Raw genomic sequence first — 13,179 nt, forward strand, 5'->3', positions numbered from 1 at the left:
GCAACCCGGATCGCCATGGATCAAGCTCTTTCTCGCCGCGACGCGTTGCGGCGCCTCGGCCTTCTCGGCGGACTGGCCGCCGCCGCGTCGTCGGCGCTCGCCGCGCCCACCGAGGGCGGCCCCACCGGCTGGCGCATGCCTGACGAGGCCGACCGGCACGCGGCCACCTGGATGTCCTTCGGCCCGTCGGCGGACGTCTGGGGCCGCGAGCTGCTGCGGCCCGCCCGCGAGCATCTGGCCGGCATCGCGCGGGCGATCGCGGCCTTCGAGCCCGTGCGTTTGCTCGCGCGTGACCAGGATGCGGCGCTGGCGCGGCGCCTGTGCGGGCCGCGGGTCGAGGTGCTGGTACAGCCCGTCGACGACCTCTGGATGCGCGACACCGGCCCGGTGTTCGTGCGTGATCGCCGTGGTCGCATGGCGGGGGTCGATTTCAACTTCAACGGCTGGGGCGGCAAGCAGGCCCACGAGCACGATGCCGAGGTGGCGGCTCACGTCATGGAGGCCGTCGACTTGCCCCGGATCGAGACGTCGCTCGTTCTGGAAGGCGGCGGCATCGAGGTCGACGGACAGGGCACCGCGATCATCACCGAGAGCTGCGTGCTCAACGCGAATCGCAACCCCGGTCTCGGCAAGGCCGCTTGCGAGGCCGAACTGCGCCGGCTGCTGGGCATTGAAAAGGTGATCTGGCTGCCCGGCATCGCGGGCAAGGACATCACCGACGGCCATACCGACTTCTATGCGCGCTTCACGCAGCCGGGCGTGGTGGTCGCCGGACTGGACGACGATCCCCAGTCCTACGACCATGCGGTGACGCGCCGCCATCTGGAGATCCTGCGCCGCGCGACCGATGCCCGCGGACGGCGTCTGAAGCTGGTGGTGCTGCCCGGCCCAGGCCGCATCCGGCCGACGCTCGAAACACCCGAGTTCGCAGCCGGCTACATCAACTTCTATGTCTGCAACGGCGCGGTCGTCGCGCCGCAGTTCGGCGATGACCGGGCCGACGCGAATGCGCGTTCGATCCTGCGCGAGCAGTTCCCCGGCCGGGAGATCGTGCAGCTCGACATCGACGCCATCGCCGCGGGCGGCGGCGGTATTCATTGCACGACGCAGCAGCAACCCGCTTGATGTTTGTGGGCGCCTTGAACCGTGGCCTGGCCCGTGCCAGGGCCTCGATCGCAGTCCTGGCGCCGCGCGATCCCCGCCGGCTCGGGGCTCGGGGCTCGGGGCTCGGGGCTCGGGGCTCGGGGCTTGACGATAGGCCCTCACGATCACTCGCTTGGCGCGAAATGAAAACTGCCACCGGCAACGCGATGTCGTCGGTGGCAGTCATTGATGACAGCGCCAACCACGGGTGGGTTGGCGTTGCCTGGCATTGGTGGAGCCGGCGTCACCTAAAAACAACGCGGAAAGCCGCATGAATCCTAGCGATCACAGTTGTCCATTGGGCAAGTTGTGCAGTCACCTGTGCGGTCGAATCAGTCCCTTCGCGCCATTGCGATTCGCGCCAGCTGGTTCGTCCATCTGGCCGCACGGGGCTGCACGCGGACCTGCCAAGTGCGACGGCCGCCTCGATCTCAGCCCAGACCTCGCCGGCAGGCAACACAGACGTCGACGCCGCCGCGCCCGCGCCGCGTCAGCGCGCTGTGATGGCTCCAGAACGCCCTCAACCCTGCGAGATGCCTCACCTGACTCAGTTGCGGGGGGATCCGCTGCATGCGGAGTTGCGCTTGGGAAGGTAGCCGCTGCGGAACGTACAGAATGGTCAGGACTTGCCGCTCCAGCTCGCCAACAGCCTTCATGGCCTCTTGAACTTGCATGGCGTCGTCGCCGGTCAGCGACTCAAGGGGGAGTCGACGAGCCTCAAGTGCCTCACCTCCCGGAGCGCGGTATCGCCCCTCGGCGCTGCCACAGCGCGCAGCGCGCCAGCGATCCATTGCCCACCGACCATAGCGGTGAAGGAGCTGGTCGGCCTGTTGAAGGTCCGAGGGGATTTCCGCGTAGATCTGCAGACGCTCTTTGCTCAAACCGCTCTCCGGTCTAGCCGTTGGTGGGGACTCTTCGTCAAACACTGTAGCCGCCGAACGCGACACATGGAACGCACGCGCGTCGACCGGCGCGCGTTCATGGGGAGTTGGTCGATCGACTGAAGCGCGAGTGCCCTGCCACGGCCAATGGGGCGCTCCGTCGTTTCGACGTCGGCCCGACACCGCCCGCTCGGCCGCGCTGCATCGGAGGCTGAGATCGAGCGCCTGGGCGTCAACGCGCGATCCGCGCGGGAAATCTCTGAAGCGCGGCTCCGGGCCAACCCTCTGCCGCTCGGCAGCCGCGGGCGATAGGCTGCGAGCCCATCAACCAGAGGGAGAGCGAGATGCACGGAAAGTGCCCGAAGTGCGAGACGTTGATCACGAACCTGCGCATGGACACGCTGCAGGCCGGGGTCGGCATGTTTCCGAAGAAGACCTGGAATGCCGTGACCTACTGCTGCCCTAGCTGCAGCACCGTTCTCGGAGCCGGGATCGACCCTGTGGCCCTGAAGACCGACGAGGTGCTGAAGGGGCTGGGTAGGGGCTGACGGCCATGCCGGCGCGCTCGGTGCGCCAGCCGCGCTGGCCGCCTCGGCGATCGGCCAGGATCTCCGTCACCCCGTACTCCTCAAGGAGCTTGCGCGCCAGCTCGCGCAGGTTGTTGATCGTCAGCGGCAGGCTGTCGCGGCTGAGGAACGCGTGCACGAAGGCCCGGCCGGTCACCCAGCAGGTTCACCGTCGCGACGGCGCTGTAGGGCGCGCGGCGCTCGTAGTCGCCGACCTGCACCAGGCGGCGCAGCGTCAGCTCGGTGGGTTCGGCGTGCCAGATGGACATGGCCCACCTCCTCAGGGTTGCGGCGCGCCGGCGGCGGGCCAGGCCTTGACCAGCGCCGCGTGGCGCGCGCGGCAGACCGCGGCAGCGCCCTCGCGCTGCCGGACGATCTCCAGCAGCTCGGCCAGCAGCGCCTCGCCCGGCGGGTAGTCGGGCCCGGCGCCGCACGGCGCGGCCAGGTCAGCGGGCCGCGGCGGGATCTGGCGCGCGACCGGCCCCGGCGTCGCGCAGCCGATCAACCAGCACGGCGGGCACAGCAACGCTGCCCAGCGGGACAGCCGACGCGCCGTCGGCGCAGGCGACAGGGGTCTGGAGCGCATGGTCGGCCTCCTTGGAGATGGTGCTGCGCGCGGCGCGGATCTGCGCGAGCTGCATCTGGTAGCCCGCCCAAGCGTCGTTGCCGGTGCGGACATCGGCGGCCAGCTTTGCGCGCATCCTGCTCGGTCTGAAGGCGGTCCTACAGCTGGTCGCACTCCTCGAGGACGCCGCAGGCGATCCAGCCGCCGCCGGCGCCCAACGCCAGCGCGATGGTGACCGCGCCCAGGGGCGCGGTGCCGCCACGAGACGGCAACCATCTCTAGCCGATCAGTCGAAAGACGGCGAACGCTGCCAGGACCACGCCACCCCCGAAGGTGATGAAGCCCAGCAGCGACAGCACCACCGCCAACCTCCCCAGCAGGTCGCCTTGCGCTGCCTTGCGCCGATTCTCTGGCTCGATCGATTGAAAGTGCAGCGACTGGGCGAGGTACCGCGCCGCATGTGCGAGGCCGCCAAGAAGCGCCGCCACACCGAAGGCGATCAGTGCCATCGCGAGTCCCGACGCGGCCGAGGGAAGCTTGCCATCCTTGACCAACGTGCCGATGAAACCGAGCAGCACGATAACTGCGCCACCGCTGATCAGGATGAGGGTATTGAGTGCATCCTTCCCCGTCTCGAACGTAGCCTTCAGCATCTCGAGGCGATACCCCATCCGGGCCTCGTAGTGCGCCTGTGGGCGCCAGCCCTCTTGTTCACGATCTGCGCTCATTTCCATGCGACCTCACAACGTCTTCGGGAGGCCATTCTTTTACAGAATCCGGTGCGCGCCGAAAATCTCGGCGGCCGTAAAAAAACCCGTGCGTGCGGGACTAGGCGGTCCAGGGCTCAGCCGCCCCAGGGATTGAGCCCCCCTACCCCCGATCGGCCGACCGTTCGAGGGTTCGACGATGGGTCTGCGGGGCGCCCAGCGACCCCAGGTTGGCCGATCGCATCAGGGTTGTGGCGTCGGCGGAGGCAGGTCCTTGACGAGCATGGCGGCCGTCCAGGTGAGGTGCGGTCATGTGGCGCGGAAAGGGAACGTCGGGATGACCGCAACGCCCCTCAGGGCGCCCCGATTCTGTCGGCTGTTGTTCAGCGCGCGCCCAGCACCACGAATGGCGAGACGGTGCTCGTGCCGTCGCGCAGCGTGGTCGGCGCTGCGTCCTCCGGCATGCCGTCGAGCCGGAGTGTCAGCTTGAAGGCGATCTCATCGGTGTCGAAGAAGCGCGAGCTGTCACGGATCAGTCGCACATCGGATCGCATGGTGATCAGGTAGCGCATCGGGTCCGCCAACACGATGTCGCCCTTGGCCGAGAGCGAACTGCATGCATCCGTCACCAGCGCCGGCCGACCGAAGATCCGCAGGTTGCCTTCGGCATCCGTTGTCACGGCGGGGATGTAGCTACCGCCGACGTTCTCCGTGCCGGCCACGTTCTTCACGGTGAAGCTCAAGCCATACAGCGCGGGGATCAGCGTCGGGTGCACGTACCAGACACTGCGCTTGAAGCTCACCGGATCCAGGCGTCCCACCATCTTGGCCAAGTTCTGCAGCAGCAGCGTGTTGGAGGTCTGCCCACTTTCCTTGGCGACCTCGATCGCCGCGCCCGAGTTGATCACGCCCAATGCGGTGCCGCTGCCGTTGCCCGCGAGGAACGCGTAGTCCAGCCCGGAAGCGACCGCCGCTGTCATGGCCTGGGTCAGCGCCTGGTCGAAATTGGGAGCGTCTTCCGCCAACTCGCTCGATACCACGCAGAAGACGTTCGCCTTCTTCGCCGAGGCCTGGACGCGGCGGGCCCGCGGCTTTTGCTGCACGAGTTCTTCGGCCTCTGCGCCCCACTCCAGCTTCAGCCCAGCGCGCTTGCCGCCGGTGCGGTCGGTGCTCTCGAAGCCTGCGATGATCGCGTCGCCGCTGGTGATCGGGACGACGTTCGCGAGCGGCCGGAAGACCTCGATCTGCAGCGCGGCGTCCATCATCTGCTGGACGAAGGCGGACGGGACGAGGAAGCCGGCCGAGGCCCCTTCGCCCGTCGTCGACCCGGCGTAGGAGTTGCGCACCATCAGGCGTTGATCGTTGCCCGACGCCACGGCAAGCGCGAACTCTCCCAGCGTCTGGAAGCGACCGCCGTAGGGATCTCGCGCGGCAGCGAACATTTCGGCGAAACGGCGAGGCGGCTCGACGCCGCGAGACGTCAACATCGTGCGTTGACCCGGTCGCCGGCCAGAGCCTTCATTCGGCGAATCCGAAGCGTTCGCTGCGGTCCGCCGAGGCGTCGGACGGGTGAGCAGTGCTTGGATGGTACCGGCCTGCTCATCCAGTTGCTCGACCTCATCGGTGCGCCGCTGGATGGCTCGACGCTCGTCCGCGGTCAGCTCACGTTGAGCTGCATCCGCTTGGTCCAAAACGCTCTGAGACCGCGCGTTCAAGCGTTCCTGTCGAATGCGGATCGAATCGAGTTCCTCCTGAAGCTCTTCGGGGGAGCGACCATCCGCTCGGATGCCGACGCGCGCTACCAGGGATTGGACGCGGAAAACGCGTCGATTCCATTCGACGCGGTGATGGTTCATGGGGGTCATGATGATCCTTTGGCGAGCGCAGGTGCGGCAAAGGAGCGCGCAGCACCCGCGAAACGTTGGGGCCGCGACGGTGTCGTGCGGCAACGGGCCGGCGATGTGGGTGCTTGCGCGAGGCGTTTGGCGGAGATCGGTCACGGGGCCGCCGACGTGGGGCGGGCATGACGGAGCGTCGAACGGGGCGGAAGCGAGTGCCGGACAAATTTCATTCTGGCGATCTTTGATTGCGACGTCAAACCGGCACACCGATCTCGCAGCTGCACAGCTGCACGGAGGTCGTGTCGTCTGCCATTCTGAGGACGATCGACCTCAGCCTCGGATCGACCAACACCTGCAGACGCGCTCCGCGCATGGCCGCCATCGAGATCGCTTCGAGCACATCGTCCCCAAGGGTCTCAAGGGCCTTCTGTGCGATTGGGGCGACAGCCTCGCACACCTCTGCAGCCGCATCGTCGATCTTCGGCAAGGCTCGGACATGCTGGTCGCCAGGTTCCCAGAGCCCGATGGCTGTGACTGGCGAGACGGTGATCACCGCGATTGCGTCTTCTCCAGCGCCCATCCGGGCCAGCCAAGTCGCAACTGCGTGCAGCAGGTTGGGCTCCAACTCAATCCCGGTTTGATCTTCATGTTCCATTCGATTCCCTCGATTCACGTGGCGGTGCGTTCAAGCACCACCGGTTGATCGTCCGGCCCTCTGGACTCGGCAATGACGTTCGACAACTGCGCGCGGCGTGCTTGCAGCCCTCTGGTCGTGAGCAGGTACTCGTTGCCCTGAAACATCCAGAGCTTCAGCCAGTCTTCCTTGACAGCGCGACGGAACACCGCGCGCCAGTCGACATAGGTCTTCGGCTTCTCCGGCGATGCAGGGTCCGGCGTGTAGCGATCCTTGAACACGTCCCACGCGAGCGCGAGGAACTCAGGTGGCAGGCCTACGCGCTCCGACCAGTTGAAAATCGCGTCATCACCGGGAACGGCCTTTCTTCCTGCCGCCGCTTCGCCGGTCAGCCACTCGGCGAGAGTCGTCTCCTCGATGCGTCGACGCGGGGCGTGTTCATCACGACGAGAAACCCCCCTCTCCTCTGGTTCCTTACGGTTCCTTCTGGTTCGGGTAGCACCGGTGCCACCCGTCGGCTGCATGGGTGCCACCCCTTCGTTGCATGGGTGCAACCCGTCGGGCGCATTCGCTTCGCTCGGAGGGGTAGCACCGGTGCCACCCGTAGGGGTTGCGCCGGTGCCATCCGTCTCCCGCAATGTGGTGAGTCGATCGAAGTGCAGCCGGTAATGCGGCGCGAGGCCGGGGGCCCCTCCAGCAGCATTCGCCACGATGCTCAAGACCTGGCACTCCAACAGCGTCCGGACACATCGCCGCGCTTGGTCTCTGCTGATACCGACACGCTCGGCGATCGATGCCAGCGAGAGGTTCAACTGGCCCGTCCGTTCGTTGAGCGCATCGGCAAGGACCACGGCCGTCAGCTTCACTGTTGGTGGCTTCAATGAAGAAGCGATGACGGCAGTGACCGCGCGAATGCTCATGCGGCGCGCTCAAGGGCCTTCTGCAACGCACGACACCACCCCCTGAGGCGCGGCGCGTCACCGGCGCGGAAAACCCGCTCGAGTGCTTCATGGAGCAGGTCCGCTGGCGCCATGCCTTCGCGCAGCAGGAGTAACAGTTGAGCAGCCTCCTCCTGTCCCTCAACGACGGACAGTGCCCCGTGCGAGAGGCTGCCGGGTCGAGGCAGATCGGGGGCGCTCATTGCGTACCGCCTTCGGCCCGCTTCGCCGCGGCCGCGAGCGAAGCCATCTTGGCGCGCCGGAGGAGCGCATCACCCTGGGCCGGCTCGCGTGCCGTCTGCTGAGCGCGCTGGATGAGGAACTGACGAACGTCCGAAAGCAGCCAGCGAGTGCAGCGATGGGCGCGGAAAACAGGCTGCGGCGCTTCACCTCTGCTCACGAGCGTCTGCCAACTGGTGATCGAAATGCCGCATGCAGCTGCAGCGGATGGCCCGTCGATCATGGCGACATCCGCCAGGGCTGGGTGAATCTCCGGGTTTTTTGTCTGGTCGGTCATTTCTGGCCCTCAAGAGTGAGGACCGCATGGTTGCGCCAGTGCGTCAGTCGACCCTAGACAGAAATTCCCCCGCGCTTCGCCCGTCGAGCGGCTCTGCCGATCGACGCCTCCGGCGAAGGCACGCCACATGCGACAAGGACCTCGTCAGCCAGATGCTCCGCGTCCTCGACCGACGACAGGCTCTTCTTCAGCTCCGTGACGACGGCGCGAAGCAGCTCGTCCCGCGCGCGCATTGACGGCCTGCCGCGGTTGGCCTTCTGCCGCCGCAGCGATTCGCATGCGCTCTTCAGGAGATCGCCAATCTCCGAGTCCGACCCGGCCGCAAGGGCCTCTCGCCACGTCCGCCCGATCTTGAGCGCGGCGTGCGAGACAGCGGGCTCGGCATACCAGGCAGGCAGACGGGCCAGGCGCCCATCGGCACGGGCTGCCCCCGGGGCGGCCGCTGCCGCCTCCAACCAGCGGATGATCGCGGCCCGTTCCGCCATGCTGGCGCGAGCCATCGCGTGAGCTCGGAACTGGGCAAGCGGCGCCCGAAGCCAAGCACCAAAGGCCTGCGCGTCAATGCACGAGTCGCGCAGCACCACCGATAGATCGGGGAGCTGCTGCACCAGCTCACCATCGGTCCATACCAGGGGCCCCGAAGGTCCCAGGGCGTCGCTCTTCGACTTGGTCATCGTCTGTGTCCCCAGCGACGCCGTGATTGACCGACCGCCCAGACGAACTCGATCGCCGTCCGATCTCCCTTGCGGAGATTGCAGGTAGCGCACGCGGCGACCAAGTTCGGCATGCCATCACTACCACCTAGTGCCCGCGGCATCTGATGCTCCACGTGCCATGACGAAGACTCGAGTTTCAGGTCGCTGCCGCAGTAGTGGCAACGGCCGCCGGACCGCTCATGCACATGGCGACGCCGGCGAGAGACTCTTGGACCTGCTGGCGTAGCCGGCGGCGGCACCGCGGCCAGCTCAGCATCGGACCACAGCCGCGGCTGGTACCACAACGGCAACTCTCCTGCATCGTCCCTGGTCCGCAGCACGCGCCGCGCGGTCGCCAGCACATCGCTCTTGGACTCAGCGATGCTGACCACGCGACCGGCCGAAGGCTCGATCACCATGAACCTAACGGCATGGAGCCCCCCGGACACAATCGCCTGCGTGGCAAGTTCGAAGCGCCCGCTTCCGAACGGGCCGCCGAACAAGGGCTTGCGAAGGATGTGACTTGCCGTCATGGCGTCCCCGCGTTTCTATGGCGCCATTCCGCGAGCTTCGATCTGAAGTTTCCGCCAGGCAGGTCGTCCCAGTTGCTGACCCCGGCACGTGCAATCCATCCGAGTTCTCGGGCTTGCAGGTAGGCACGCACCGTGGACCACATCGGCCCGCTGAATTGTTGAGCGCGCTCTTCTTGGGCTCGCTCCCAACCGTCCCACACGTGCGAGAGGTCCAGGTCCTGAATTCGCTTTGTCCGGGGCTTATCCATGGTGCACCTCAGGCTTCGTCGCGGATCGCTGCGCCTCGCGCAGCCGCTGCTCGGCCAGACTGAGATCCCCGAAGACGAGCCGCTTGAGGTCGTCAAGCTCGCGACCGTGGTTCGCCTCTGGGGCCTCGTCGACGCACGCCGAGATCGCATATCCCAGCTGCTGAATGCGGATCAGCATCCCGCACCAAGCCTTGCCGGCCTCGTCGAGCTTCGCAGCATCTACCTCTCGCAGAAGTACCGCGGCGAGGGCACTGACCTCGTATGAAGCCTCGAACGCCAGGTGGGCGTGCTGAAACGAGCTCGTGCGATCAGGTTCCACCGCAGCAGCGGGTAAAGTTCCGTCAGCCATGATTCACCTCTCCATCAGGTGGCCGTGGTCAGGAGGCCAGAGGTGCTGCAACACCAACTGGCCTCCGCCTATGCCGGCTGCCGGCCGGCGCGGGTTCGCGGGTCAGGCCCGCCGACTCTGCATGTCGATCACATCGCCGCCCTCGCGCAGGCGCTCGAGGTATTCAGCCCAGCGCTGCAGCATGTCGCGGCGCTGTTCCAGGTACTGCGTCCGGTTGTAGGCCCGCCCGAGCGCGTCGCCAACGGCATGTGCGAGCTGGGCCTCGATGATCTTGTCCTCGACACCGAGACGCTCTGCGATCAACGTGCGCGCCGTGGCGCGGAAACCGTGAGCGGTCATGTCGTCGTTGCTGTAGCCCATGCGCCGCAGCGCACTGCGCACGGTGTTCTCGGACATGCAGCGTTGCCGCGTCGTCAGGGCCGGAAAGACGAACTTCCCGCCGCCTGTGAGTAGCTGCAGCTCGCGCAGCACGTCGACGGCCCGGGGCGCCAGCGGCACCAGATGCGGGGGGCCCGACGCCTTGTCTACCTTGAGGCGCTTCATCACCGTGCCGGGCACAGTCAGCAGCGCCTTGTCGAGGTCCACCCAGGCCCATTCCATCTGCCGTAGCTCGCCGGGCCGAAGCAACAGCAGCGGCGTCAACGCGAGCGCCGCCTTGGTGACCGGGTGCCCGCTGTAGGCGGCCATGTCCCGCAGCAGCGCCGCCACCTCTGCCGGCGCGATCAGTGCGGCGTGATGCCTCGTTTGGACCGGCTGCAGCGCATCGCGCAGATCCTGAGCGGGGTTCCGACCACAGACGCCCGTGGCGACGCCGTAGCGAAACACCTGGCTGCAGGCGTCCTTGAGGCGGTGTGCCGTCTCGATCGCCCCGCGAGCCTCGACCCTGCGGAGCGCCTGCAGCAGTTCGGGCGGATCGATGTCGGCGATCGGGCGTCGGCCGAGCGTCGGGAACGCATCGTTCGCAAGCCGCGTGAGCGTGCGATCGGCGTGGTTGGCGCTGACCTTGACCTGGTGCACGTTCGCCAGCCACTCACGCGCAACGAACTCGAACGACCCGGGCAGAGGTTTCCCTTCAGCGGCAAGCTTGGCACGCTGCCGCACGGCCGTTGCCGCGTCCTTGTCGGCGCGTTTAGCCTCGACGGGATCTCGCCCAGCGGCAAGCCCTTGGCGGGCCTCGTCGCGCTTCTGTCGAGCCAACGCGAGCGTGGTGTCCGGATAGGTGCCGAGGCTGAGACGGTTGGCCCTGGCGCCCACCCAGTACCTCAGGCGCCACCATCCTGCCCCAGAGGGTTGTGCCTCCAGCGTCAGGCCGGCGCCATCGTTGACGGTCACGGCCTTCCCGGCCGCCGCCGCGCGCTTCAGCGCAGCCTCGATACCCTTCACGCTCAACAGATTCACGCCCGGCATACCGCACAACTCCTCACGTCGCGACGCCCGGACTGGGCGGTTGTGCGGATTGTTGTGCGGTGGATCAGTGTGTGCAAGCGTTCAAATGCGGCCCTTGCAAACATGAAAAAAGGCCCAAGCCGTTGATTTGCTTGGGCCTTTTACGCCTTGGCGGTCCTAGCAGGACCTGAAAATGGTGGAGCCGGCGGGAATTGAACCCGCGTCCGCAAGCCTTCATCGGGCAGTTCTACATGCTTAGCTCTCTGGTTTGGATCTCGCCTGGCCGGTCGCGCAGGAGCACGCTACCGGACGGGCCAGCACCCTAAATCTCGCCATCATCCAAGGTGCACGAATGACAGCCAGCCAATGTGAATAACCTCTCTGTGTCAGGACTTGCGTCCCGTCACCCGGCCCATTGGCCTACCGGTGAGAGGTCCGCGGGGTTTAAGCCGCGAGAGCGTACGTTTGATCGTTCGCAGTTGGTTTGTTCCAGATGGATTTACGAGCTGACTGGTGCTCGGCATGCCCTACTCCGAATCCGTACCCACGTCGAAACCAGGTCGGCCCCAGAGAGAGAAGTCTCAGATTATGCCTGCGACCGGGACTTCAAGCCCGGGGCGTCAGACTTATTTCTGAAGTTCGACATGCGTCTGAAATGGCGGGATTTCAGGCGTCTTCCCGTAGCCAGTCGATCAATTGGGACGGCGTGTCGATGATCACGTCCGCGCCCCACGCATCGATCGATTCGCCCTGCCCCAGATAGCCCCAGCGCACGGCCACCGTCGGCATGCCGGCGGCGCGGCCGGCGAGGATGTCCCGGGCGTCGTCGCCGACGTAGACGCATTCGTGCGGCGCGACGCCGGCGCGGCGTGCCGCCTCGAGCAGCGGCTCCGGATGGGGCTTGGCATGCGGTGTGGTGTCGCCACCCACGACGGCCGCCGCCTGCGTCGACCAACCCAGGCCGCGCGCGAGCGGCAACGCGAAGCGCTCCGACTTGTTGGTGACGATGCCCCAGCTCAGGCCGTCCTCGCGCAGCGCCTGCAGCATGGCCGCGATGCCGTCGAAAGGATGGGTGTCCTGCAGCAGCCGTTGCTCGTAGCGATCGAAGAACTCATCGCGCAAGGCGGGGAATGCGGGCTCCGTGGGCGTCACGCCGAAGGCGATGCCCATCATTCCACGCGCGCCGGAGCCGACCATCGGCCGTAGACGCTCAAACGGCACTTGAGGCAGGCCTCGCGCGGTCAACATCTCGTTCGTCGCGCCGGCCAGATCGGGCGCGCTGTCGATCAAGGTGCCGTCCAGATCAAACAGCACCGCGCGAATGGCAGCCCGCACCGGCACGGCAGCCGGCGAACGCGTCAGCACCGTGCTCATGCGGGACGCCGGCAGGCCAGCAGGTAATTCACGTCGGTGTCCGAGCCCAGCGCGTAACGCTGCGTGAGCGGGTTGAACGTGAGCCCCTTGGCGCCCTGCACTTCCAGACCGGCATCGCGGCACATCTGCGCGAGCTCCGACGGGCGGATGAAGCGCGCGTATTCATGCGTCCCGGCGGGCAGCATGCGCAAGACGTATTCCGCGCCGACGATCGCGAGCAGGAAGGACTTGGCGTTGCGGTTCAACGTCGACAGAAACACCCAGCCGCCCGGCTTCACCAATTGGCCCAGCGCAGTCACGACCGAGGCGGGATCGGGGACGTGCTCCAGCATTTCCATGCAGGTCACCACATCGAATGACGCCGGGCGCTGCGCGGCGAGATCCTCGACCGCGATTTCCTGGTACGCGATGTTCTCGGTGCCGGCCTCCATCGCATGGAGCTCGGCCACGCGCAGCGACTTGGTGGCCAGGTCGATGCCCAGCACCGACGCACCCTTGCGTGCCATCGCATCAGCCAGGATGCCGCCGCCACAACCGACGTCCAGCGCCGTCTTGCCCTGCAGCGGGCAGTACCCATCGACCCAGTTCAATCGCAGCGGATTGATCTGGTGCAAGGGTTTGAATTCACTTTCGGTATCCCACCAGCGGTGGGCTAGCTCGCTGAACTTCTCGAGCTCTTTTGCATCGACATTCGCCATGGGGCGCAATGGTAGCCGAGCATGCATGGCCGGATGCCGTTCATCCTCGATGGCATCGCAGGGAAGCAGGCGCCGAATCCATCAGCAAAGGGCCGGGAAACAAG

Annotated in this window: 16 protein-coding genes and 1 other RNA gene; 2 read left to right on the forward strand and 15 right to left on the reverse strand. The window is 66.7% G+C overall.

Annotation, left to right across the window (positions count from 1 at the left end; all coding sequences use genetic code 11):
- Positions 1-15: 15 nt before the first annotated feature.
- Positions 16-1,125, forward strand: a complete 1,110-nt coding sequence (locus tag CDN99_RS11670) for an agmatine deiminase family protein (RefSeq protein WP_088385022.1) — start codon at positions 16-18, stop codon at positions 1,123-1,125.
- 449 nt (positions 1,126-1,574) lie between these two features.
- On the opposite strand, the gene CDN99_RS11675 is transcribed toward CDN99_RS11670, so the two are convergent.
- Positions 1,575-2,024 (reverse strand): hypothetical protein, encoded by a 450-nt coding sequence (locus CDN99_RS11675; RefSeq protein ID WP_088385023.1) that lies wholly within the window; start codon positions 2,022-2,024, stop codon positions 1,575-1,577.
- Positions 2,025-2,416: 392 nt separating this feature from the next.
- Here CDN99_RS11675 and CDN99_RS28655 point away from each other — a divergent pair, with 392 nt between their 5' ends.
- The gene (locus tag CDN99_RS28655) at positions 2,417-2,572 is read left to right on the forward strand and encodes a hypothetical protein (protein ID WP_158218825.1); all 156 of its coding nucleotides are present in this window, start codon (positions 2,417-2,419) and stop codon (positions 2,570-2,572) included.
- Between the two features lie 80 nt (positions 2,573-2,652).
- On the opposite strand, the gene CDN99_RS11685 is transcribed toward CDN99_RS28655, so the two are convergent.
- From CDN99_RS11685 to ubiG, 14 genes are all read right to left on the reverse strand, one after another.
- Positions 2,653-2,859: a hypothetical protein gene (locus tag CDN99_RS11685; RefSeq protein WP_088385025.1), complete on the reverse strand. Its 207-nt coding sequence runs from the start codon at positions 2,857-2,859 to the stop codon at positions 2,653-2,655.
- Between the two features lie 11 nt (positions 2,860-2,870).
- On the reverse strand, positions 2,871-3,176 hold the full coding sequence (locus tag CDN99_RS11690) for a hypothetical protein (protein ID WP_141100742.1): 306 nt from the start codon (positions 3,174-3,176) through the stop codon (positions 2,871-2,873).
- 257 nt (positions 3,177-3,433) lie between these two features.
- Positions 3,434-3,889, reverse strand: coding sequence for a hypothetical protein (locus tag CDN99_RS11700; RefSeq protein WP_088385028.1), 456 nt, complete (start codon positions 3,887-3,889; stop codon positions 3,434-3,436).
- 356 nt (positions 3,890-4,245) lie between these two features.
- On the reverse strand, positions 4,246-5,727 hold the full coding sequence (locus CDN99_RS11705) for a phage major capsid protein (protein WP_088385029.1): 1,482 nt from the start codon (positions 5,725-5,727) through the stop codon (positions 4,246-4,248).
- Positions 5,728-5,956: 229 nt separating this feature from the next.
- Entirely contained in the window at positions 5,957-6,358 is a 402-nt protein-coding gene (locus CDN99_RS11710; protein WP_088385030.1) for a hypothetical protein, read from the reverse strand.
- Positions 6,359-6,372: 14 nt separating this feature from the next.
- Positions 6,373-7,257 carry a helix-turn-helix domain-containing protein gene (locus tag CDN99_RS28225; protein ID WP_141100743.1) on the reverse strand — a complete coding sequence of 295 codons (885 nt, stop codon included), beginning with the start codon at positions 7,255-7,257 and terminating at the stop codon, positions 6,373-6,375.
- Positions 7,258-7,474: 217 nt separating this feature from the next.
- A complete protein-coding gene (locus tag CDN99_RS11720; protein WP_088385032.1) occupies positions 7,475-7,792 on the reverse strand; it encodes a helix-turn-helix transcriptional regulator in 318 nt (105 codons plus the stop codon).
- A 53-nt stretch (positions 7,793-7,845) separates the two neighbouring features.
- Positions 7,846-8,466 (reverse strand): hypothetical protein, encoded by a 621-nt coding sequence (locus tag CDN99_RS11725; RefSeq protein ID WP_088385033.1) that lies wholly within the window; start codon positions 8,464-8,466, stop codon positions 7,846-7,848.
- Positions 8,463-9,020 (reverse strand): HNH endonuclease, encoded by a 558-nt coding sequence (locus tag CDN99_RS29735; RefSeq protein ID WP_088385034.1) that lies wholly within the window; start codon positions 9,018-9,020, stop codon positions 8,463-8,465. Before CDN99_RS29735 ends, CDN99_RS11725 begins: the two co-directional genes overlap by 4 nt.
- Before the next feature lie 240 nt (positions 9,021-9,260).
- Positions 9,261-9,617 carry a hypothetical protein gene (locus CDN99_RS11735; RefSeq protein WP_088385035.1) on the reverse strand — a complete coding sequence of 119 codons (357 nt, stop codon included), beginning with the start codon at positions 9,615-9,617 and terminating at the stop codon, positions 9,261-9,263.
- A gap of 102 nt (positions 9,618-9,719) precedes the next feature.
- The gene (locus tag CDN99_RS11740) at positions 9,720-11,024 is read right to left on the reverse strand and encodes a tyrosine-type recombinase/integrase (protein WP_088385036.1); all 1,305 of its coding nucleotides are present in this window, start codon (positions 11,022-11,024) and stop codon (positions 9,720-9,722) included.
- Between the two features lie 173 nt (positions 11,025-11,197).
- Positions 11,198-11,571, reverse strand: a transfer-messenger RNA (tmRNA) gene (ssrA, locus tag CDN99_RS11745).
- Positions 11,572-11,669: 98 nt separating this feature from the next.
- A complete protein-coding gene (gph, locus tag CDN99_RS11750; RefSeq protein WP_088385037.1) occupies positions 11,670-12,377 on the reverse strand; it encodes a phosphoglycolate phosphatase in 708 nt (235 codons plus the stop codon).
- Positions 12,374-13,075: a bifunctional 2-polyprenyl-6-hydroxyphenol methylase/3-demethylubiquinol 3-O-methyltransferase UbiG gene (ubiG, locus tag CDN99_RS11755; protein WP_088385228.1), complete on the reverse strand. Its 702-nt coding sequence runs from the start codon at positions 13,073-13,075 to the stop codon at positions 12,374-12,376. Before ubiG ends, gph begins: the two co-directional genes overlap by 4 nt.
- Positions 13,076-13,179: the final 104 nt, after the last annotated feature.

The organism is Roseateles aquatilis, assembly GCF_002205645.1.
Taxonomy (GTDB): domain Bacteria; phylum Pseudomonadota; class Gammaproteobacteria; order Burkholderiales; family Burkholderiaceae_C; genus Roseateles; species Roseateles aquatilis.

What these genes read in the sequence shown, in the direction of transcription:
- CDN99_RS28225 (WP_141100743.1), bottom strand. Translation starts at nt 7,257, where the DNA reads ATGAGCATTCGCGCGGTCACTGCCGTCATCGCTTCTTCATTGAAGCCA.
- CDN99_RS11720 (WP_088385032.1), bottom strand. Translation starts at nt 7,792, where the DNA reads ATGACCGACCAGACAAAAAACCCGGAGATTCACCCAGCCCTGGCGGAT.
- CDN99_RS11690 (WP_141100742.1), bottom strand. Translation starts at nt 3,176, where the DNA reads ATGCGCTCCAGACCCCTGTCGCCTGCGCCGACGGCGCGTCGGCTGTCC.
- CDN99_RS11740 (WP_088385036.1), bottom strand. Translation starts at nt 11,024, where the DNA reads ATGCCGGGCGTGAATCTGTTGAGCGTGAAGGGTATCGAGGCTGCGCTG.
- CDN99_RS11685 (WP_088385025.1), bottom strand. Translation starts at nt 2,859, where the DNA reads ATGTCCATCTGGCACGCCGAACCCACCGAGCTGACGCTGCGCCGCCTG.
- CDN99_RS11725 (WP_088385033.1), bottom strand. Translation starts at nt 8,466, where the DNA reads ATGACCAAGTCGAAGAGCGACGCCCTGGGACCTTCGGGGCCCCTGGTA.
- CDN99_RS28655 (WP_158218825.1), top strand. Translation starts at nt 2,417, where the DNA reads ATGGACACGCTGCAGGCCGGGGTCGGCATGTTTCCGAAGAAGACCTGG.
- CDN99_RS11735 (WP_088385035.1), bottom strand. Translation starts at nt 9,617, where the DNA reads ATGGCTGACGGAACTTTACCCGCTGCTGCGGTGGAACCTGATCGCACG.
- CDN99_RS29735 (WP_088385034.1), bottom strand. Translation starts at nt 9,020, where the DNA reads ATGACGGCAAGTCACATCCTTCGCAAGCCCTTGTTCGGCGGCCCGTTC.
- gph (WP_088385037.1), bottom strand. Translation starts at nt 12,377, where the DNA reads ATGAGCACGGTGCTGACGCGTTCGCCGGCTGCCGTGCCGGTGCGGGCT.
- CDN99_RS11710 (WP_088385030.1), bottom strand. Translation starts at nt 6,358, where the DNA reads ATGGAACATGAAGATCAAACCGGGATTGAGTTGGAGCCCAACCTGCTG.
- CDN99_RS11705 (WP_088385029.1), bottom strand. Translation starts at nt 5,727, where the DNA reads ATGACCCCCATGAACCATCACCGCGTCGAATGGAATCGACGCGTTTTC.
- CDN99_RS11670 (WP_088385022.1), top strand. Translation starts at nt 16, where the DNA reads ATGGATCAAGCTCTTTCTCGCCGCGACGCGTTGCGGCGCCTCGGCCTT.
- CDN99_RS11700 (WP_088385028.1), bottom strand. Translation starts at nt 3,889, where the DNA reads ATGGAAATGAGCGCAGATCGTGAACAAGAGGGCTGGCGCCCACAGGCG.
- ubiG (WP_088385228.1), bottom strand. Translation starts at nt 13,075, where the DNA reads ATGGCGAATGTCGATGCAAAAGAGCTCGAGAAGTTCAGCGAGCTAGCC.